The organism is Burkholderia sp. AU17457, from assembly GCF_002223255.1.
In the GTDB taxonomy this organism is placed as follows: Bacteria; Pseudomonadota; Gammaproteobacteria; order Burkholderiales; family Burkholderiaceae; genus Burkholderia; species Burkholderia sola.
This window is the reverse complement of record NZ_NKFB01000004.1, coordinates 637,220-657,024: the sequence shown is the minus strand read 5'-3', so window position 1 is coordinate 657,024 and position 19,805 is coordinate 637,220. Positions and strand designations below refer to the sequence as shown.

General features: G+C 67.5%; 17 protein-coding genes. 15 read left to right on the top strand and 2 right to left on the bottom strand.

Translation table 11 applies throughout. The features are described 5' to 3' along the window. Window positions 1–30 precede the first annotated feature (30 nt). Genes CFB49_RS15390 through CFB49_RS15375 form a run of 4 tightly spaced genes read left to right on the top strand, consistent with a single transcriptional unit; the run spans window position 31 to window position 3,342 of the window. On the top strand, window positions 31–657 hold the full coding sequence (locus tag CFB49_RS15390; RefSeq protein WP_089491694.1) for an SCO family protein: 627 nt from the start codon (window positions 31–33) through the stop codon (window positions 655–657). A gap of 25 nt (window positions 658–682) precedes the next feature. Next, complete coding sequence (locus CFB49_RS15385) at window positions 683–1,795, top strand: COX15/CtaA family protein (protein ID WP_179234905.1); 1,113 nt, start codon at window positions 683–685, stop codon at window positions 1,793–1,795. A gap of 8 nt (window positions 1,796–1,803) precedes the next feature. Then, window positions 1,804–2,706 carry a heme o synthase gene (gene cyoE / locus CFB49_RS15380; protein ID WP_089491693.1) on the top strand — a complete coding sequence of 301 codons (903 nt, stop codon included), beginning with the start codon at window positions 1,804–1,806 and terminating at the stop codon, window positions 2,704–2,706. 18 nt (window positions 2,707–2,724) lie between these two features. Continuing rightward, window positions 2,725–3,342, top strand: a complete 618-nt coding sequence (locus CFB49_RS15375) for an SCO family protein (RefSeq protein WP_050014818.1) — start codon at window positions 2,725–2,727, stop codon at window positions 3,340–3,342. A 145-nt stretch (window positions 3,343–3,487) separates the two neighbouring features. Here the strand turns inward: CFB49_RS15375 and CFB49_RS15370 are convergent, their stop codons facing one another. After that, window positions 3,488–3,778 (bottom strand): YciI family protein, encoded by a 291-nt coding sequence (locus tag CFB49_RS15370; protein WP_069620253.1) that lies wholly within the window; start codon window positions 3,776–3,778, stop codon window positions 3,488–3,490. Window positions 3,779–4,015: 237 nt separating this feature from the next. Here CFB49_RS15370 and CFB49_RS15365 point away from each other — a divergent pair, with 237 nt between their 5' ends. The 4 genes from CFB49_RS15365 (at window position 4,016) to CFB49_RS15350 (ending at window position 7,854) form a co-directional block, all read left to right on the top strand. Next, entirely contained in the window at window positions 4,016–5,656 is a 1,641-nt protein-coding gene (locus tag CFB49_RS15365; RefSeq protein ID WP_089491844.1) for a methyl-accepting chemotaxis protein, read from the top strand. Window positions 5,657–5,867: 211 nt separating this feature from the next. Continuing rightward, entirely contained in the window at window positions 5,868–6,683 is an 816-nt protein-coding gene (locus CFB49_RS15360) for a MetQ/NlpA family ABC transporter substrate-binding protein (RefSeq protein WP_069620254.1), read from the top strand. Between the two features lie 395 nt (window positions 6,684–7,078). Further along, window positions 7,079–7,528: an STM2901 family protein gene (locus CFB49_RS15355; protein WP_089491692.1), complete on the top strand. Its 450-nt coding sequence runs from the start codon at window positions 7,079–7,081 to the stop codon at window positions 7,526–7,528. Further along, the gene (locus CFB49_RS15350) at window positions 7,522–7,854 is read left to right on the top strand and encodes a DUF1493 family protein (protein WP_089491691.1); all 333 of its coding nucleotides are present in this window, start codon (window positions 7,522–7,524) and stop codon (window positions 7,852–7,854) included. The genes CFB49_RS15355 and CFB49_RS15350 overlap by 7 nt, the downstream gene beginning before the upstream one ends. 125 nt (window positions 7,855–7,979) lie before the next feature. On the opposite strand, the gene CFB49_RS15345 is transcribed toward CFB49_RS15350, so the two are convergent. Continuing rightward, window positions 7,980–8,288 carry a VF_A0006 family four-cysteine protein gene (locus CFB49_RS15345; protein WP_069620255.1) on the bottom strand — a complete coding sequence of 103 codons (309 nt, stop codon included), beginning with the start codon at window positions 8,286–8,288 and terminating at the stop codon, window positions 7,980–7,982. A gap of 217 nt (window positions 8,289–8,505) precedes the next feature. Between CFB49_RS15345 and imuA the strand changes: the two genes are divergently transcribed. From imuA to ptsP, 7 genes are all read left to right on the top strand, one after another. Next, complete coding sequence (imuA, locus tag CFB49_RS15340; RefSeq protein ID WP_089491690.1) at window positions 8,506–9,213, top strand: translesion DNA synthesis-associated protein ImuA; 708 nt, start codon at window positions 8,506–8,508, stop codon at window positions 9,211–9,213. Then, the gene (locus CFB49_RS15335) at window positions 9,146–10,642 is read left to right on the top strand and encodes a Y-family DNA polymerase (protein ID WP_089491689.1); all 1,497 of its coding nucleotides are present in this window, start codon (window positions 9,146–9,148) and stop codon (window positions 10,640–10,642) included. Before imuA ends, CFB49_RS15335 begins: the two co-directional genes overlap by 68 nt. A 6-nt stretch (window positions 10,643–10,648) precedes the next feature. Then, the gene (locus tag CFB49_RS15330; RefSeq protein WP_089491688.1) at window positions 10,649–13,867 is read left to right on the top strand and encodes an error-prone DNA polymerase; all 3,219 of its coding nucleotides are present in this window, start codon (window positions 10,649–10,651) and stop codon (window positions 13,865–13,867) included. A gap of 311 nt (window positions 13,868–14,178) precedes the next feature. After that, a complete protein-coding gene (locus tag CFB49_RS15325) occupies window positions 14,179–14,913 on the top strand; it encodes a GntR family transcriptional regulator (RefSeq protein WP_069620259.1) in 735 nt (244 codons plus the stop codon). Window positions 14,914–15,035: 122 nt separating this feature from the next. After that, a complete protein-coding gene (gene nagA, locus CFB49_RS15320) occupies window positions 15,036–16,139 on the top strand; it encodes an N-acetylglucosamine-6-phosphate deacetylase (RefSeq protein ID WP_069620314.1) in 1,104 nt (367 codons plus the stop codon). Continuing rightward, entirely contained in the window at window positions 16,132–17,163 is a 1,032-nt protein-coding gene (locus CFB49_RS15315; protein ID WP_069620260.1) for an SIS domain-containing protein, read from the top strand. The genes nagA and CFB49_RS15315 overlap by 8 nt, the downstream gene beginning before the upstream one ends. A 15-nt stretch (window positions 17,164–17,178) precedes the next feature. Next, window positions 17,179–19,776, top strand: coding sequence for a phosphoenolpyruvate--protein phosphotransferase (gene ptsP, locus CFB49_RS15310; protein WP_089491687.1), 2,598 nt, complete (start codon window positions 17,179–17,181; stop codon window positions 19,774–19,776). Window positions 19,777–19,805: the final 29 nt, after the last annotated feature.

The window sequence follows — 19,805 nt, the reverse complement described above, 5'->3', positions numbered from 1 at the left end:
CGGGTTCGTTTCGAGAGGTCTGATTTGTCCATGCAATCTTCCCGTCAGGGTCCGGCCGCTGCGCCGATGTCGCCCGCGGCCCGCAAGCGCGGCCGCTGGATGCTCGTGCTGCTCGGTCTCGTGTGCGCCGCGCCGATGATCGCGTCGTACTTCACCTATTACGTGATCAAGCCGAAGGGCGGGTCGACGAACTACGGCACGCTGATCGAGCCGCAGCGCCCGATTCCGGCGGATCTGCAGGTCACCGACGAAACCGGCAAGACGGTGCCGCTGTCGTCGCTGCGCGGGGTCTGGCTGTTCGTGATGACCGACCGCAGCGCGTGCGACGACGCGTGCGCGCAGAAGCTCTATTTCATGCGCCAGATCCGCGTCACGCAGGCGGGCGAACGGCACCGGATCACGATGGTGTGGTTGCGCAGCGATGCGGGCGCGGTGCCGCAGAAGGTGCTCGACGCGTACCCCGACACGCGCCGGCTGGTCGCCGATCCGGCCGCGGTCGCCGCGTGGCTGCCGGCCGACGCCGGCACGAAGGACAGCGACCACATCTACATGGTCGACCCGAACGGCAACCTGATGATGCGTTTCCCGAAAGACCCGAATCCCAGCAGGATCAAGTCGGACGTGACGAAGCTGCTGAAGTGGTCGAGCATCGGCTAAGGCGAGAGAACGAGGCACCATTCCGATGTCGTATCTACTGCAACTCGGCCTGATCGGCTTCTGCATCGCGCTGCTGCCGCTGTCGTACGTGTGGGTGAAGGCCGACGACGACAAGTTCCGCAAGCTCGTGTGGATCACCACCTTCCTGACCCTCGACCTCGTGATGTTCGGCGGCTTCACGCGGCTGACCGACTCGGGCCTCGGCTGCCCCGACTGGCCGGGCTGCTACGGCACGTCGTCGCCGTTCATCGCGCACGCCGCGATCACGGCCGCGCACCAGGCGATGCCGACCGGGCCGGTCAGCATGACGAAGGCGTGGATCGAGATGATCCACCGCTATTTCGCGATGGCGATCGGCGTGCTGATCATCGCGCAGGTGGCGATCGCGTGGGCCGCGCGGCTGCGCCGCCGCCCGCTGCACGTGTCGCCGTGGTGGCCGACGAGCCTGCTGCTGCTGATTCTCGTGCAGGGCGCGTTCGGCGCATGGACGGTCACGATGAAGCTGCAGCCGGTGATCGTCACGATCCACCTGCTGCTCGGCCTCACGCTGCTCGGCACGCTCGGCTGGCTCGCGGCGCGGCAGACGCCGCTGCCGTCGCATGATCCGGAGGCCGGGCGTTACCGTGCGGCCGCGCTCGCGGCGCTCGTGCTGCTGGTCGTGCAGATCGCGCTCGGCGGCTGGGTGAGCACCAACTACGCGGTGCTCGCGTGCACCGACTTCCCGACCTGCAACGGCCAGTGGATTCCGCCGATGGACTTCCAGCACGGCTTCCACCTGTGGCGCGCGCTCGGGATGACGAAGGATGGCGACGCGATCACGCAGGACGCGCTGGTTGCGATCCACTGGACGCACCGCACGTTCGCGTTCGTCGTGGTCGCTTACCTGGTCGCGTTCGCACTGAAGATGCGCCGCTTCGAATCGCTGCGGCGGCCCGCGAACGGCGTGCTGCTGGTCGTCCTGTTGCAGTTCGTGACGGGCCTGACCAACATCGTGCTGCAGTGGCCGCTGCCCGTCGCCGTCGCGCACAACGGCGGGGCCGCGATCCTGCTGCTGCTCGTCGTCATGTTAAACTTTCGCATCCTTTCAAGCCGCCCCGGCCGTGTCGCGCAGCCTGCGCGCGACGCCGCCCCGGCGTGACCGTCCCCATGCAAAGCACCCTCTCCCAATCGCCCGGTAGCCGCTTTTCCCAGTACATGGCGCTGACGAAGCCGCGTGTCACGCAGCTCGCGGTGTTCTGCGCGGTGATCGGCATGTTCCTCGCGACGCCGGGCATGGTGCCTTGGCATGTGCTGATCGGCGGCACCGTCGGCATCTGGCTGCTGGCCGGCGCCGCGTTCGCGATCAACTGCCTCGTCGAACAGAAGATCGACGCGATGATGCGCCGCACCGCGTGGCGTCCGTCCGCGCGCGGCGAGATCACGACGCCGCAGATCCTGCTGTTCTCGGCCGTGCTCGGCAGCGTCGGCGCATGGACGCTCTACACGTTCACGAATCCGCTGACGATGTGGCTGACGATCGCGACGTTCGTCGGCTACGCGGTGGTCTACACGCTGCTGCTCAAGCCGATGACGCCGCAGAACATCGTGATCGGCGGCGCGTCGGGCGCGATGCCGCCGGCGCTCGGCTGGGCTGCCGTCACCGGCGCGGTGCCGGGCGACGCGTGGATCCTCGTGCTGATCATCTTCGTGTGGACGCCGCCGCATTTCTGGGTGCTCGCGCTCTATCGCCGCAAGGATTACGAGGACGCCGGGCTGCCGATGCTGCCCGTCACGCACGGCGAGAAGTTCACGCGGCTGCACATCCTGCTGTATACGGTGATCCTGTTCGCGGTCACGATGATGCCGTTCATTTCCGGCATGAGCGGGGCCGTCTACCTGACGAGCGCGGTGCTGCTCGGCGCGGTGTTCCTCGCGTATGCGTGGAAGATCCATCGCGACTATTCGGACGAACTCGCCCGCAAGGCCTTCCGCTACTCGATCGTCTATCTGTCGCTGCTGTTTGTCGCGCTGCTCGTCGATCACTATGCACGTCCGCTGCTCGGCGTGTAACCGCACGGTTTGAACGCAATGCTCCCATCACGGTTCGGGCGCCGCGCGCGCCAAGGCTGGATGCTCGCGTGCGCATTCACGGCAGCGCTGCTGCTCGCCGGATGCGACAACGCGCCGAAATTCCAGAATCTCGACATCACCGGCAACACGCAGTTCGGCAGCGATTTCTCGCTGCCCGATACGACCGGCAAGGTCCGCACGCTCGCCGACTTCAAGGGCAAGGCCGTCGTGATGTTCTTCGGCTATACGCACTGCCCGGACGTGTGCCCGACCACGATGGCCGAGCTGTCCGAAGCGCTGAAGCAGCTCGGGCCCGATGCCGCGAAACGCGTGCAGGTGCTGTTCGTCACCGTCGACCCGGAACGCGACACGCCGGCGCTGCTCGGCCAGTACGTGCCCGCATTCGATCCGTCGTTCATCGGCCTGCGGCCGGCCGACGAAGCGGCGCTCAAGAAGGTCACGAAGGATTTCCGCGTGTACTACGCGAAGGTGCCCGGCAAGACGCCCGGCAGCTATACGATGGATCACACGGCCGCGAGCTACGTGTTCGATCGCGACGGCAAGCTGCGCCTGTTCGTGCGCGACGGCCAGGGCCCGGCCCCGTGGGTCCACGACCTGAAGCTGCTGGTCGACTGACCGGCAGCCGCCGGGCGCGCGGCCCGGCGTCTCGCGTGACGGCCGTTTCGCGCCATCACGTCTTCCCTCTCGCTTCGTTGTGCGCATGCGCTGCCCGCCGGGCGGCGCGTCGGCATGCGCGCGTCGTGCCGAAGCCGAAGCCGCGTTACGGCAGCGCCGGCAGGTTGAAGCCGGACGCGGCGCGCGTGATCCGGAATTCCGTCACGCGATAGGTGGCGAGCCCCTCGGTGACGAACGGGTCGGTTTCGAGGATCGCGTCGAGTTCGTCGCGATCGATGCGGGCCGCGAGGATCACACCGCCTTCGCGCGGCACCTTCGGTCCCGCCGCGATGAAGATGCCCTTGTCGAACTGCGGCTGCAGATACGCGCGGTGGCGTTCGAGCGCGTCGTCGATGCGCTCGAGCGACGCGGTGTAGTGGATGTCGATGACGTACATATGGATGGCCCTGGAATGATGCCGGCGCTTCGGGCGCCGGCCGGTCTTTTTAGCACAGCGGACGCGGGCTGTCGCGCCGGCGCCCCGCGCGACGGGCTGCGTGCCCGTCGATCGCCGGTTCGCTGCGGCGACGCGTATTCAAGATGTAAGCCTCGGTGCCGTAAATGAAAGAGCAACCGTTTGCGCGCGGCAGGCCGTTCGCGCGCCGGATGCATCGACATCGACAGAGGCACGCAGATGAGCAGAATGAGTTTGAACCGCAAGCTGTGGCTCGCGCTTGCGCTGGTATGGATCGGTCTTCTGGGCGTCGGCGCATGGAGCGCCTACGAGACGCGCGCGACGATGCTCGCCGAACGCAAGGCCGGCATCGCGAATCTCGTCGACTCGGCGGCGGGCATCGTGAAGGCCTATCACGCGCTTGCGCAGAGCGGCACGATGCCCGAGGCCGACGCGAAGCGCGACGCGCTCGCGCGCCTCGCCGCGATGCGCTACGGCGATTCGGGCTATGTGTTCGTGATGGATTCGAAGCCGGTCGTGCTGATGCACCCGACGCTGCCGAAGCTCGTCGACACGCAGGTCGGCGACTATCTCGATCCGGACGGCAAGCCGCTGTTCGTGACGATCCTGAACGCGGCGAAGGCGACCGGCAGCGGGTTCGCCGAATACCGCGGGCGGCTGCCGCACAGCGAGACGGCCGTGCCGAAGATCAGCTACGTCACGCGATTCGCGCCGTGGGACTGGAACATTTCGAGCGGCGTGTTCCTGAAGGACATCGACACCGTCTATTACCGGACGCTGCTCGGCCACCTGGCCGTGGTGTTCGTGATCGGCTTCGTGATCAGCGCGGCGATGCTGGTGATCATTCGCAACGTGCGCGGCAGCCTCGGTGGCGAGCCGGACGAAGCGGCCGCGCTCGCGACGCGCATCGCGCAGGGCGACCTCACGCAGCCGGTGCCGGTGCGCGCCGGCGACCGCACGAGCATGATGGCCGCGATGCACGACATGCAGGCGCGGTTGCAGGCGACGATCGGCGGGATTCGCCAGTCGGCCGAAGCGATCGCGTCGGCGAGCCGCCAGATCTCGGCCGGCAACGACGACCTGTCGCAGCGCACCGAGGAGCAGGCCGCATCGCTCGAGGAAACGGCCGCGAGCATGGAGCAACTGACCGCGACGGTGAAGCAGAACGCGGACAACGCGCGGCAGGCGAGCGGGCTCGCGAACAACGCGTCGGACATCGCGCGCACCGGCAGCGACGTCGTGAACCGCGTGATCGGCACGATGGGCGAGATCGACGACAGCTCGCGCAAGATCGCCGACATCATCGGCGTGATCGAGGGCATCGCGTTCCAGACCAATATCCTCGCGCTGAATGCGGCGGTCGAGGCCGCGCGGGCGGGCGAGCAGGGCCGCGGCTTCGCGGTGGTCGCGGGCGAGGTGCGTTCGCTCGCGCAGCGCAGCGCGACGGCTGCGAAGGAAATCCGCGCGCTGATCGTCGATTCGGTCGAGCGCGTGCGCAACGGCTCGACGCTGGTCGGTCAGGCCGGCACGACGATGGGCGAGATCCTGCAGGCGGTCGCGCGCGTGACCGACATCATGGGCGAGATCGCGGCCGCGTCCGAGGAGCAGGCGAGCGGCATCACGCAGGTCGGGCGCGCGGTCACGCAGATGGACCAGGTGACGCAGCAGAACGCGGCGCTGGTCGAGGAAGCGGCGGCGGCGGCCGCGTCGCTGCAGGAACAGGCCGCGCGGCTGCGCGATACGGTCGGCGCGTTCCGGGTCGGCAAGACCGGCGGCCCGTCGGCGCGCGGGGCCGGCGGCAGGGCGGCCGAACCGGCATTCGGCGGCGCGAGGACGATCGACGAGGTGGTGGCGGCGTGACGGGTGTCGGCCGATGGGCCGACGCGTCGACGAGAAAGTGCAACTAACGGCCGAATCGGGCATCGGCCGCCGGCACTGCGCTGGTGCATACCCATATGAGCGGGATGTATTTCACTTCCCGCCGATCCTGTGACACCATTTGCCCCTTCCTGCGAGTCCGGGCATACCCGTATCGCGCCCCATTTCAAGTAAGCAAGAAAGCGAGAAACAGATGAAGCGTCGCAGTCTCCTGAAGGTATTTTCCGTGCTGGCCACCGGCGCCACGCTGACGCTGTCGGCAGGCGCGCACGCCGACGACAAGGTGATCAAGGTCGGCACGGTCGCCGGCCCGGATGCGGAAGTGTGGCAAGTCGTGCAGAAGGTCGCGAAGGAGAAGGAAGGCCTGAACGTGAAGGTCATCGAGTTCAACGACTACGTGCAGCCGAACGCGGCGCTCGATTCGGGCGACCTCGACGCGAACAGCTTCCAGCATCAGCCCTACCTCGACAGCCAGGTGAAGCAGCGCGGCTACAAGATCGTCAGCGCGGGCCTGACCTACATCTCGCCGATCGGCGTGTATTCGAAGAAGTTCAAGTCGCTGAAGGATCTGCCGCAGGGCGCGAAGCTCGCGGTGCCGAACGATCCGTCGAATGAAAACCGTGCGCTGCTGCTGCTGCAGACCCAAGGCGTGATCAAGCTGAAGGCTGGCGCCGGCACGGGCGGCAACAACGCGACGGTGCTCGACATCGCCGAGAACCCGAAGAAGCTGAAGATCTCCGAACTCGACGCCGCGCAACTGCCGCGCGTGCTGTCGGACGTCGACGCGGCCGTGATCAACACGAACTACGCGCTGGCCGCGAACCTGCAGCCGACCAAGGATGCGATCGCGCTCGAAGCGCTGACGAGCCCGTACGCGAACCTGATCGCCGTGCGTGCGAAGGACAAGGATCAGCCGTGGGTGAAGAAGCTGGTCAAGGCGTACCAGTCGCCGGAAGTGAGGGAATTCATCAAGAAGCAGTTCAAGGGCTCGATGGTCGCGTCGTTCTGAACGCGATCGGTTGATCGAATGAAGGCCTGCACGTGTGCAGGCCTTTTTTTGTGTGCGAGCGGAATGCTTTTCGAGATGCAGGAGTAGTGTGAAGATTACACGCCGCAATTGCATCGGCGTTCATGGATGAAAGCCGTTTGGTAACGGTTCGACGCGTTGGTATGGAACGTGTGCGCGACTGCTCGAATTCGGAATCGCTATGCATTTTCTCTCTCTGGCATCCCGCTGCACTCCGTCATTGCTTATGCCGAGCCGAATAACGATTCATTCGGCATGAAATTCCATCACCGTTGCGGTGCGGTCGGCCAATAGGTCGGCCGGATTTGTCGGTACGGTAATCGTGCGTCTTCGTTAGACTAAAAAATATTTTTAAAAACTACGAACGAGGACGCTGAATGGGTGCTGTCGAGAAATTGAATGGGACTTACCATTACTACGGGATGGCCAATCTGACTGCGGGAGAGTTGCTCTTCTGGATCATGGTTGACGAAACGATGAATCGGTTGGGCGTCGATGATGTCGTGTCGGTCGGTATGATCTTGCTTGGTAGAAGTAATTTGCCGACCAGGGTAAAGCCGGGCGGCGCGATACAGGGGACTTCGCGTGCAAGCAAATACTCAAGAAGAATTTTTCAAAAGGCTCAATTCCCGTTTGGTTGGAGATTGCCAACACTGGTAGGCGGACCCGTGCGAAATTTGAAAATCAGGTTGCTTGGAAACATCGGAACCTTCGTAGGAAGAACGATTCCTGTGCTTGGTTGGGTGATTCTTGCAAGTGATATTTCTATTATTGCCGGCAAGACGGTCGCTCACTACAATAGAGTTGCAAGAGAGGGGGTATGGTAGATCTTGAAAAAAGGGTGATTGAATTTATAAGGAAAAAGTCCGGATTCTCTATATCATTCATGGCCGATGAGATAACGGAAAGTACCGATTTGGATCTGGACTTGCGTTTTGATGATTGTGAGGTCGAGGATCTGGTGCGGGAGTATTCGGCGAAATTTAATGTTGATATAAGTGGGTTCGATATTAAAAAATATTATCCGGAAGACGATTCTTCGTTTCTTGACTTGATCAATCCGTTTAAGAAAAAAGTGATCCATCGTGTTCCGGATCTGAATGTTCGAATGCTGATCGCATCGGCAAAAGCGGGGCGCTGGCTCTACGACTGACCGCTCACCGAGTTTGTCTACGACCTGACGGGGGCACTGTCCGGCGTTGCTGCAAACATCGCGCAGCCCCTTTTTCATATCGGTGCGCGTAAAGGAGGGCCGACAGCGTGGCGTTCAGCCCCCGCTCACATCTCCCCACGCCGCGAGCAGATCGACATGATCTGCTGGATCGCATAGTTGTCGCGCACGCCGGGCAGCGACTGCACGACGCACTCGTGAAAGCGCCGTTCGCGCGGCAGCAGCATCGCGTTGTTGCGGTACAGCGCGTCGCACGAGCGCTGGATCAACTGGGCCGCCGCGCCGTTACGGCTTTCGCGTAGCGCATTGAGCATGCAGTCGTCGTATTGCGCGCTGCCGTCGGTCAGCGCGAAGGCTGCGCCCGGCAGCGCCAGCGCGACGGTCGCGCATGCGATCGCACGAATCGTTCGTTTCAAGTCCCCTCCAATGGTGTGGGTCGGGTCGGCGGACAGCATAACGTAAAGCGCTCGACGCGGCTGACGCGTTGCGCCGATGCGGGCCGGTGCGCCGTGGCAGGACGGACGCCCCGGCTTCTCCCTGATTTCTTCCGACGAAAACCGGTTTTACACCGCTGCTGTGCGGCGCGCGCGCATTGCCATATACTGTATATCCATACAGTTGTGGGTTGGCATCATGCTCGCATCCTCCATTGCTCCCGAGTCCCTTCATCCGTCCCTTTGGCGCGGCTCGCAACTCGCGCGCGGCGGTCCGCGCAGGATCGACACGGGCTTCGCGCCGCTGTCGGCCGAACTGCCGGGCGGCGGCTGGCCGGTCGGCGGCCTCGTCGAACTGCTGGCCGCGCAGCCGGGCTGCGGCGAGATGCGGCTGCTCGCGCCCGCGCTCGCCCGCGCCGTCAGCGCGCGGCGGCCGCTCGCGCTCGTCGCGCCGCCGCAGTCGCCGCATGCCACCGCGCTCGCCAGTCTCGGCGTGCCGGCCGACACGCTGCTGTGGCTGCGCGCCGGGAGCCGCACCGATGCGCTGTGGGCCGCCGAGCAGGCGCTCAAGACGGGCTGTTGCGGCGCGCTGCTGCTCTGGCAGGACGCGCGGCCCGATGCGCTGCGGCGCCTGCATCTCGCGGCCGCGCGCACCGGCGACACGCTGTTCGTGATGCTGCGCCCGCTGTCGGCCGCGCGGCAGCCGTCGCCGGCCGTGCTGCGCGTCGCGCTGCATCCAGTGCCGGGCGGCGTGTCGCTCGACATCGTCAAGCGTCGCGGGCCCGCGCGCAGCGAGCCGCTCGTGCTCGATTTGCCGTCGCCCATCGTGGAGAGCCGCTATGCGCGTCTTGCTCGGCATCCATCTGCCGCGCCTGCCGCTCGACGTGTGCGCCCCGCCGCCGTCTGACGTGGCGGCCGGCGAGGCCAGCGACGCCGGCTGTGCGGTGCTCGAGCAGGGCGTCGTGCTGATCGCCGATGCGGCCGCGCGCCGGCAGGGCATACGCGCGGGCATGAAGCGCGGCGGCGTGCTCACGCTCGCGCCCGCGACGCAGCTCGTCGAACGCGATCCCGCCCGTGAAGCCGATGCGCTGCGCGCGGTCGCGCTCGCGTTGTTGCGCTTCTCGCCGTGCGTCGCGCTCGACGACGAAGCGACGCTGATCGTCGACGTCGGCCCGAGCCTGCGCCTGTTCGGCGGGCTGCCGTCGCTGTGCCGCCAGGTGCGGGCGACGCTCGCGGCGCTCGGCTATGCGGCGCGCCTGTCTGCCGCGCCGACCGGGCGCGGCGCGTGGCTGCTCGCGCGCACGTCGGCGCGCTCGCGCATCCGGCGCCGCGTCGCGCGTCACGCGTCGCTCGTTCGCGCGCTCGATCGGCTGCCCTGTGTGCTGCTGCCCGACGCGCGTCCATATGCGGGCTGGTTCGACGGCCTCGGCTGCCGCACGCTTGCCGATCTGCGCCGCCTGCCGCGCGCGGGGCTGCAGCGGCGCTGCGGTCCCGCGCTGCTGGCCGCGCTCGATCGTGCATACGGCGAAGCGGTCGAGCCGCTCGCGTGGATGGCGGTGCCGCCCGTGTTCGACGTGCGGCTCGAATTGCCGGAGCGCGTCGAATACGCGGAAGCCGTGCTGTTCGCCGCACGGCGGCTCGTCGTGCAGCTGTGCGGCTGGCTGGCCGCGCGGCAACTGTCGCTGGCCGCGATGACGTTCGATCTCGAGCACGAGCGCGGCCGCCAGGCCGTGCCGCCGACGCCGCTCGAGCTCGCGTTCGCGGCGCCCGTGCGCGACGAAGCGCATTTCATGCGGCTGCTCGGCGAGCGGCTCGCGCGCGTCGAGTTGCCGGCCGCGGTGATCGCGGTGCGGCTGAAGGCCACGCGCGTCGAATCGGTCGCGCCGCCGGCCGACGATCTTTTCCCCGAGCCGGGCGGTACGCGGGAAACTCGCGAGCGGTTGCTCGAGTTGCTGGTCGCGCGGCTCGGCGCGGACAACGTATTGCGCGCGGCGCCTGTCGCCGATTACCGGCCCGAGGCCGCGAACCGCTGGCTGCCGCTCGATGCGCAAGCGGGCAAGCCTGTTGCCGGTCCGCCCGCCGCGCCGCCGCGTCCCGCGTGGCTGCTCGCCGAGCCGCTGCCGCTTCTGATGCGCGGCGAGCGGCCGGTATTTCATACGCCGCTGCGGATGATGTCGTCGGCCGAGCGGATCGAGGCCGGGTGGTTCGATGGCCAGTTGATCGCACGCGATTACCACGTCGCGCAGGACGAAGAGGGCGCGTGCTACTGGGTATTCATGGAGCGGACGAGCAGTCAGGCTGCCCCGCGCTGGTTCCTGCACGGTTTGTTCGGGTGAGCGGAGATGGTTGCGGAATTCAGTTTGCTGCCCGATTACGCGGAGTTGTTCTGCCGCTCGAACTTTTCGTTCCTGCATGGCGCGTCGCATGCGGATGAACTGGTCGAGCGTGCGGCGAAACTCGGCTATCGCGGGATCGCGATCACCGACGAATGCTCGCTCGCCGGTGCGCCGCGCATGCATGTCGCCGCGAAAGCGAAAGGGCTGCCGCTCGTCATCGGTTCGTATTTCGACGTCACGCCGGACGACGTCGCGCCCGGCCACGATCCGGGCCCCGGTGCGTTCGGGCTCGTGTTGCTCGCACAGAACCGCGAAGGGTACGGCAACCTGTCCGAGCTGATTTCGTGGCGGCGGATGGAGTCGCCGAAGGGAACTTACCGGCTGACGTCGCGAATGTTGTCGAGGCCGCCTGAGAAATTCGCCCATCTGCGCGGCATGCCCGACTGCTTCGCGATTCTCGTGCCTGCGTATCCGGTGCGGGCGGACGTGCTCGATGCGCAGGTCGCCTGGTTCCGCGCGACGTTCGGCGAGCGTGCGCGGCTCGGGCTCGTGCAGTTGCAGCGCGCGCTGGATGGTGCGCAGCGCGACGAGATTCGCGAGGCCGGCAAACGGCGCGGCGTGCGCATCGTCGCGCTTGGCGACGTGACGATGCATAAGCGCTCCTGCAAACCGCTGCAGGACGTGATGACGGCGATTCGCATCGGGATGCCGGTTTCTGAATGCGGCTATGCGCTCGCGCCGAATGCGGAGCAGCATCTGCGTTGGCGGAAGCGAATCGCAGAACTGTTTTCGCCGAACGAGATGGCGGAGACGTGCGCGATTCTCGACGCGTGCGATTTCGATCTCGGCAAACTGCGCTACGAGTATCCCGACGAAATCGTGCCGAAGGGGCTCACGCCGACGCGCTATCTGGAACAGGAAACCTTCGCGGGCGCGGCCGGGCGTTATCCGAACGGCATCCCGGAAAAGGTAGAGAAGCAGATCCGCTATGAACTCGACCTGATCGCCCAACTGAAGTACGAACCGTTCTTCCTGACCGTCTACGACATCGTCAAATACGCGCGCAGCCAGAACATCCTGTGCCAGGGCCGTGGTTCGGCCGCGAACTCGGTGGTCTGCTATTGCCTCGGCATCACCGAGGTCGATCCCGACCAGAGCACGACGCTGTTCGAGCGCTTCATCAGCGCAGAGCGCGGCGAGCCGCCCGACATCGACGTCGACTTCGAGCATCAGCGTCGCGAAGAAGTGATCCAGCATATCTACAAAAAATACGGCAAGGATCGCGCCGCGCTCGCGGCCGCCGTTTCGACGTATCGTCCGCGTGGCGTGCTGCGCGAAACCGGCAAGGCGCTCGGCGTCGATCCGATGCTGGTCGATCGGGTCGCGAAGGGGCATCGCTGGTTCGACGGCAGCCGCGATCTGCTGCAGCAATTTGCGTCGACCGGGCTCGATCCCGACACGCCGCTGATTCGCACATGGGCCGAACTGGCGGGGCGCCTGCTCAACTTCCCGCGTCACCTGTCGCAGCATTCGGGCGGCTTCGTGATCAGTCGCGGCAAGCTCACGCGGCTCGTGCCGGTCGAGAACGCGGCGATGGACGGCCGGCGCGTGATCCAGTGGGACAAGGACGATCTCGAGGCGCTCGGGCTGATGAAGGTCGACGTGCTCGCGCTCGGCATGCTGTCGGCGCTGCATCGCGCGTTCGACCTGCGCACCGCATGGCGCGGGCCGCCGGAGCCGGACGGCGAACCGTTCACGCTGAAACACATTCCGCAGGACGACAAAGCAACCTACGACATGATCTGCCGTGCCGATACGGTCGGCGTGTTCCAGATCGAATCGCGTGCGCAGATGTCGATGCTGCCGCGGCTGAAGCCGCGCAACTACTACGATCTCGTCGTCCAGGTGTCGATCGTGCGGCCGGGCCCGATCCAGGGCGGCGCGGTGCATCCGTACCTGAAGCGGCGCAGGATCGTGGCCGGCGAAGAAGAGGGTGAGGTCACGTATCCGAGCGACGCGCTCAGGGAAGTGCTCATTCGCACGCTGGGTGTGCCGATCTTCCAGGAACAGGTGATGCAGATCGCGATCGTCGCCGCGGGTTTTACGCCTGGCGAAGCGGATGACTTGCGCCGCGCGATGGCCGCGTGGAAGCGCAAGGGCAATCTCGAGAAATATCAGGACAAGATCATCAGCGGGATGCTCGAACGCAACTACACGCGCGAATTCGCCGAGCAGATCTTCGAGCAGATCAAGGGCTTCGGCGAATACGGTTTCCCCGAAAGCCATGCGGCCAGCTTCGCGAAACTCGCGTACGCGAGCAGCTGGCTCAAATGTCACGAACCGGCGATCTTCCTCGCCGCGCTGCTGAACAGCCAGCCGATGGGCTTCTATCCGCCGTCGCAACTCGTGCAGGACGCAAAGCGTCACCGCGTGAAGGTGCTGCCGATCGACGTCACGCAAAGCGGTTGGGAAGCGTCGCTCGAAGCGCTGCCCGATCAGCCGCCGCCGCACGGCCAGCCCGCGGTGCGGCTCGGCCTGTCGCTCGTGCGCGGCTTGGGCGAAGCCGCCGCGCGGCGCATCGAAGCCGCTCGCACCGCTGGCCCGTTCGACAACGTCGACAGCCTCGCGCGCCGCGCGCAGCTCGAACGGCGCGATCTCGAAGCGCTCGCCGCCGCGAACGCGCTCGCGACGCTCGCCGGCCATCGCCGCGATGCGCTGTGGCAGGCCGTCGCCGCGGCGCCGGAGCGAGACCTTCTTGCCGCCGCGCCAATCGACGAAGTGGAGCAGCCCGCGCTCGGCGCGCCGTCGGAAGCCGACGACATCATCGCCGACTATCACACCACCGGCCTCACGCTGAACCGCCACCCGGTCGCGCTGCTGCGGCCGGCGTTGCGCGCGCAGCGGCTGTCGTCCGCGGCCGAGCTGCGCGACCGTCCCGACGGCCGGCTCGCACGCGCCTGCGGGCTCGTGATCGCACGGCAGATGCCGGGCACCGCGAAGGGCGTGATGTTCATGACGCTCGAAGACGAAACGGGCTGCGTGAACGTGATCGTCCGGCCCGAGCTGCTCGCGCGGCAGCGTCGCGAAACGCTCGATTCGCGGCTGCTCGCGGCGTCCGGCGTGTGGCAGGTCGTCAGCGACGTACGGCACCTCGTCGCGCAGCATTTCGAGGATCTGACGCCGCTGCTCGGCGGCCTGCGCACGTCGAGCCGCGAATTCCACTGACGCCTGCATCGCGCCGGCCTGCTCGGCAGGTGCATACCAGTTGGCCAAATTGGTTCTATTCCGGTCTCGTATTCGCACCCGAAACCCGGCCGAACGGTGCACCGGAACCGTCCCTTTGCATACCACTTCGGGTAAATCCCTATCCCGCACTGCGTTGTAAACAAAGGCCTTGTCGGCACTAAAACGCTTGCCGCGCAAGGCTTTCGGCGATTTCCGCGACGCTAATACCAGTTCGTTGACTGGTATTATGGTGGTTATATAATGCGTTCACTTTCGACGGTCCGAGATCGTCGTCCGACACCCGGAGGCACATGGAAACCGGCTGGTCCGAACTGGCGCCCGATCCCCTCGACGACACGCCGCTCTATCTGCAGCTCGCCCGCAACCTGGCGAGCGCGATTCACGCCGGCGCGTGGCGGGCCGGCGAGGCGCTACCGTCGGAGCGGCTGCTGTCGGTGTCGGTCGGCGTGTCGCGGATCACCGCACGCCGCGCGCTCGCGCTGCTGGTCGAGCAGGGCCTGATCAAGCGGGCGCGCGGGGCAGGCAGCTTCATCACGCCGCGTGTCGCCGATCCGCTGTCGCGGCTCGTCGGCTTCACCGCGAAGATGCAGCAGCGCGGCTTCGTGCCCGATTCGGTGTGGCTGGCGCGCACGCTACGCGCCGCGAGCCGCGACGAGCTCACGCATCTCGGCCTCGCGCCCGGCGCGACGGTCGCGCGGCTCGAACGGCTGCGCCGCGCGGACGGCATCGTGATGGCGGTCGAGCACTCGACGCTGCCGGCCGCGGTGGTGCCCGATCCGCAGGCGCTCGGCGCGTCGCTGTACGAATACCTCGAGGCGCGCGGCATGACCGTCGTGCGCGCGCTGCAGCACTTTCGTGCCGCGAACGCGACGCACGCGATCGCGAAATGGATGGCGGTGAAGCCGGGCTCGGCGCTGCTGGTGATCACGCGCATCGGCTACGGCGCCGACCAGCGCGCGATCGAAGTGACCGAAACGTATTGCCGCGACGACTACTACGACTTCGTCGCCGAACTGAAACGCTGACGCGCGAGACTGCCCGCGCACCCCGCGCAATCGCGATGGAACGCAATCGCGCGCAATGAATCGCAACGAATTGGCCAATCACGACGCGGATGCCTGCGTCACCCGATCATCAAGAGAACGTCATGCTGACTGGCAACATCCTCACCTCCGACGGCTGGATTCACGGCTCGCTCGATAGCGAGAACGGCCGCATCACCACGCTCGACGGCACGCCCGTCGATCCCGCGACGAACGACGCGCCGTACATCCTGCCCGGCTTCATCGACCTGCACGTGCATGGCGGCGGCGGCGCCGACGTGATGGAAGGCGGCGACGCGATCGAAACGATCGTCCGCACGCACGCGCAATTCGGCACGACGAGCCTGCTCGCGACGACGATGACCGCGCCGCGCGACGAACTGATGGAGGTCGTCGCGAATCTCGGCATCGTCGCCCGCACCCGCACGCCCGGCGGCGCGCGCGTGCTCGGCGTGCATCTCGAAGGCCCGTACATCAACCCCGGCAAGCTCGGCGCGCAGCCGGACGCGGCCGTGTCGGCCGTGCTCGACGAGGTGCTGAAGTACCTGTCGATCGCGCCGATTCGCGTCGTCACGCTCGCGCCGGAAATCGCGGGCCACATCGAGATCATCGGCGAGATGGCCGCGCGCGGCGTGCGCGTGCAGCTCGGCCACTCGCTCGCGACCTACGACGACGCGGTCGCCGCGCTCAAGCACGGCGCGTGCGGCTTCACGCACCTGTTCAACGCGATGTCGCCGCTGCATCACCGCAACCCGGGCCTCGTCGGCGCGGCGCTCGCGCATGCCGAATACGCGGAAATCATCCCCGATCTGCTGCACGTGCATCCGGGCGCGATCCGTGCGGCGCTGCGCGCGATCCCGCGCCTGTACGTCGTGACCGACAGCACGTCCGCCACCGGCATGCCCGACGGCGAATACCGGCTCGGCAGCCAGCACGTGACGAAGTGCCTCGGCGGCGTGCGGCTCGCCGACGGCACGCTCGCCGGCAGCACGCTGACGATGGATCAGGCGCTGCGCAATCTCGTGTCGCTCGGCCTGCCGATCGCCGACGTGTCGAACCGGATGTCGCGCTACGCGGCCGACTACCTCGGCATCGCCGATCGCGGCCGCCTCGAGCGCGGCGCATGGGCCGACCTCGCGGTGTTCGATCGCGACCTGAACCTCACCGCGACCTATGTCGAAGGAGAATCGATTGTCGAATATGCTTAAGGAAGCGCGCGAGTCCGCCCAGGTCGTCGCCGCGCAACTCGCCGACACCGCGCGCGTCGAAGCGCTCGCCGGCCAATTGCTCGATCACCCGCCGGCCGTCGCGCTGACGGTCGCGCGCGGCAGCTCGGATCACGCCGCCAGCTATTTCGCGAGCCTGACGATGAGCCGCCTCGGCGTGCCGGTCGCGTCGCTGCCGATGTCGGTCGCGACGCTGCAGCAGGCACCGCTGAAGGTGCAGGACCAGCTCGCGCTCGCGTTCTCGCAGTCGGGCAAGAGCCCCGATCTCGTCAACACGATGGCCGCGCTGCGCGAAGCCGGCGCGCGCACCGTCGCCGCCGTGAACGTGCTGCCGTCGCCGCTCGCCGACGCGTGCGAGCACCAGTTGCCGCTGCTGGCCGGCCCCGAACTGTCGGTCGCCGCGACGAAGAGCTATATCGCGATGCTGTCGCTGTCCGCGCAGATCGTCGCGTACTGGCAGCGCGACGCCGCGCTGATCACCGCATTGCGCGGCCTGCCCGACGTACTCGCGCAAGCCGGCCGGCTCGACTGGTCGCAGGCCGTCGCCGCGCTCGCGGGCGTCGAGCGGATGATCGTGATCGGTCGCGGCCTCGGCCTCGCGATCGCGCAGGAAGCCGCGCTGAAGCTGAAGGAAACCTCCGGCATCCAGGCCGAGGCATTCTCGAGCGCCGAAGTCCGCCACGGTCCGATGGAACTGATCGATCGCGACTATCCGCTGCTCGTGTTTGCGCCGCCGGGGCCCGAGCAGGCCGGCCTGCTGCAGCTTGCCGCGGACATGCGCGCACGCGGCGCCGCCGTGCTGCTCGCGGCGCCCGCCGGCACGCCCGGCGTATCGACGCCCGGCGTATCGGGCACCGTGCTGCCGCTCGCGCAGTCGGCCCATTCGGCGCTCGACCCGATCGCCGCCATTCTTTCGTTCTACGTGATGGCGGCGGATCTTGCCGTCGCGCGCGGCCGCAATCCCGACACGCCGCGCCACCTGAACAAAGTCACCGAAACGCACTGATAGTCGAGAAAGCCGATGAGACGCGCCGAGGAATCCCAGTTGAAGAGCCCCAACCACGATCAGATCGTCCTGCTTAGCCCGTTGACGGGGCCGATCGTCCCGCTGGCCGACGTGCCCGATCCGGTGTTCTCCGGCGGGATGTTCGGCGACGGCATCGGCATCGACCCGCTCGAGGGCCGGCTCGTCGCGCCGTGCGCGGGCGTCGTGTCGCATCTCGCGCGCACCGGCCATGCGGTGACGATCACGACGCCGCACGGCGCGGAAGTGCTGCTGCACATCGGCATCGACACCGTCGAGCTGAACGGGCAGGGCTTCATCGCGCACGTCGAAGCCGGCGCGCGCGTCGAAGCCGGCGCGCTGTTGATCGAGTTCGACCAGGACGCGGTGGCGCGAAACGCCCATTCGCTCGTGTCGGTGATCGCGATCGCGAATTCCGACGCGTTCGAGGTCGTCGATCGCGCGAGCGGTTTCGCGACCGCCGGCGAGACGCCGTTGCTCGCGCTGCGCGGCAAGGGCGAAGCCGCCGCGCAGGCGGCGCAGGCCGGCGCGGCCGCGCACAACGAAGTGCGCCGCGAGATCGTGCTCGCCCAGCCGGGCGGCCTGCATGCACGGCCGGCTGCACGGGCGCGGGAAGCCGCGCGCGGGTTCGACGCGACCGTCGACGTGCTGTTCGACGGCCGCAAGGCGTCGATCGCGAGCGTCGTCGGCCTGCTCGGTCTCGGCGCCGGCGAAGGCGCGACGGTCGAACTGGTCGGCCGCGGCGCACATGCGCAGCAGGCCGTTGACGCGGTCGAGCGCGAGCTGCTGCGCGAAGCGCACGGCGAAGTGGAGGAAAAGCCGGCGCGGCTGACGTCGCCCGCGCCGCAGACGGTCGCACGCCACGCCGGCGCGCCGCGCGATGGCGCACCAATCGACCCGAACACGCTCGCCGGCGTGTGCGCCGCGCCCGGCATCGCGGTCGGCACGCTGGTGCGTCTCGACGATGCGGACATCGTGCCGCCCGAGCAGGCGTCCGGCACGCCGGCCGCGGAAAGCCGCCGCCTCGACCAGGCGCTGAAGGCGGTCGACGCGGAACTCGGCGAAACGGTGCGCAATGCATCGGCGCGCGGTGCGGTCGGCGAGGCGGGGATTTTCGCGGTACATCGCGTGCTGCTGGAAGATCCGACGCTCGTCGACGCGGCGCGCGACCTGATCAGCCTCGGCAAGGGCGCGGGCTTCGCATGGCGGGCGACGATCCGCACGCAGATCGACACGCTGTCGAAGCTCGACGATGCGCTGCTCGCCGAACGCGCGGCCGACCTGCGCGATATCGAGAAGCGCGTGCTGCGCGCGCTCGGTCACACGAACGGCGCCGCGCGCGCACTGCCCGACGAAGCCGTGCTCGCGGCCGACGAATTCACGCCGTCCGACCTGTCGTCGCTCGATCGCGAACGCGTGACCGCGCTCGTGATGGCGCGCGGCGGCGCGACGTCGCACGCGGCGATCATCGCGCGGCAGCTCGGCATCCCGGCGCTGGTGGCGGTCGGCGATGCGCTGTACGCGATTCCAGACGGCACGCAGGTCGTCGTCGATGCGAGCGCGGGCCGGCTCGAACACGCGCCGACCGCGCTCGACGTCGAGCGCGCGCGGCACGAGCGCCAGCGCCTGGACGGCGTGCGCGAGGCGAACCGGCAACTGGCAGGTGTTGCGGCCGCGACCGTCGACGGCCGCGCGATCGAGGTCGCCGCGAACATCGCGACGCTCGACGACGCGAACACCGCGGTCGACAACGGCGCGGACGCGGTCGGCCTGCTGCGTACCGAACTGATGTTCATCCATCGCCAGGCCGCGCCGACGGCGGTCGAGCACCAGCAGAGCTATCAGTCGATCGTCGACGCGCTGCAGGGCCGCACGGCGATCATCCGCACGCTCGACGTCGGCGCGGACAAGGAAGTCGACTACCTGACGCTGCCGCCCGAACCGAACCCGGCGCTCGGCCTGCGCGGCATCCGTCTCGCGCAGGTGCGCCCCGATCTGCTCGACGATCAGTTGCAGGGCCTGCTCGCGGTGAAGCCGTTCGGCGCGGTGCGCATCCTGCTGCCGATGGTGACCGACGCGGGCGAACTCGTGCGGTTGAAAAAGCGCATCGACGAATTCGCGCACGCGCAGGGCCGCACCGAGCCGATCGAGGTCGGCGTGATGATCGAGGTGCCGTCGGCCGCGCTGCTGGCCGACCAGCTCGCGCGGCACGCGGATTTCCTGTCGATCGGCACCAACGACCTCACGCAATACACGCTCGCGATGGACCGCTGCCAGGCCGATCTCGCCGCGCAGTCCGACGGCCTGCATCCGGCCGTGCTGCGCCTGATCGACATCGCGGTGCGCGGCGCCGCGAAGCACGGCAAGTGGGTCGGCGTATGCGGCGCGCTCGGCGGTGATCCGCTCGCGGTGCCGGTCCTGGTGGGCCTCGGCGTGACCGAACTGTCGGTCGATCCGGTGTCGGTGCCGGGCATCAAGGCGCGTGTGCGCCGTCTCGATTACCAGTTGTGCCGTCAGCGCGCGCAGGACCTGCTCGCGCTCGATTCGGCACAGGCGGTAAGGGCAGCAAGCCGCGAGGTCTGGCCGCTCGACTGAACGTCGGCGGCGGGCACGCGACCCGTTTT

Coding starts and splice junctions, on each gene's coding strand:
- CFB49_RS15375 (WP_050014818.1), top strand. CDS start 2,725: ATGCTCCCATCACGGTTCGGGCGCCGCGCGCGCCAAGGCTGGATGCTC.
- ptsP (WP_089491687.1), top strand. CDS start 17,179: ATGAGACGCGCCGAGGAATCCCAGTTGAAGAGCCCCAACCACGATCAG.
- CFB49_RS15315 (WP_069620260.1), top strand. CDS start 16,132: ATGCTTAAGGAAGCGCGCGAGTCCGCCCAGGTCGTCGCCGCGCAACTC.
- cyoE (WP_089491693.1), top strand. CDS start 1,804: ATGCAAAGCACCCTCTCCCAATCGCCCGGTAGCCGCTTTTCCCAGTAC.
- CFB49_RS15355 (WP_089491692.1), top strand. CDS start 7,079: ATGGGTGCTGTCGAGAAATTGAATGGGACTTACCATTACTACGGGATG.
- CFB49_RS15330 (WP_089491688.1), top strand. CDS start 10,649: ATGGTTGCGGAATTCAGTTTGCTGCCCGATTACGCGGAGTTGTTCTGC.
- CFB49_RS15365 (WP_089491844.1), top strand. CDS start 4,016: ATGAGCAGAATGAGTTTGAACCGCAAGCTGTGGCTCGCGCTTGCGCTG.
- CFB49_RS15390 (WP_089491694.1), top strand. CDS start 31: ATGCAATCTTCCCGTCAGGGTCCGGCCGCTGCGCCGATGTCGCCCGCG.
- CFB49_RS15325 (WP_069620259.1), top strand. CDS start 14,179: ATGGAAACCGGCTGGTCCGAACTGGCGCCCGATCCCCTCGACGACACG.
- imuA (WP_089491690.1), top strand. CDS start 8,506: ATGCTCGCATCCTCCATTGCTCCCGAGTCCCTTCATCCGTCCCTTTGG.
- CFB49_RS15335 (WP_089491689.1), top strand. CDS start 9,146: ATGCGCGTCTTGCTCGGCATCCATCTGCCGCGCCTGCCGCTCGACGTG.
- CFB49_RS15370 (WP_069620253.1), bottom strand. CDS start 3,778: ATGTACGTCATCGACATCCACTACACCGCGTCGCTCGAGCGCATCGAC.
- CFB49_RS15385 (WP_179234905.1), top strand. CDS start 683: ATGTCGTATCTACTGCAACTCGGCCTGATCGGCTTCTGCATCGCGCTG.
- CFB49_RS15360 (WP_069620254.1), top strand. CDS start 5,868: ATGAAGCGTCGCAGTCTCCTGAAGGTATTTTCCGTGCTGGCCACCGGC.
- CFB49_RS15350 (WP_089491691.1), top strand. CDS start 7,522: ATGGTAGATCTTGAAAAAAGGGTGATTGAATTTATAAGGAAAAAGTCC.
- nagA (WP_069620314.1), top strand. CDS start 15,036: ATGCTGACTGGCAACATCCTCACCTCCGACGGCTGGATTCACGGCTCG.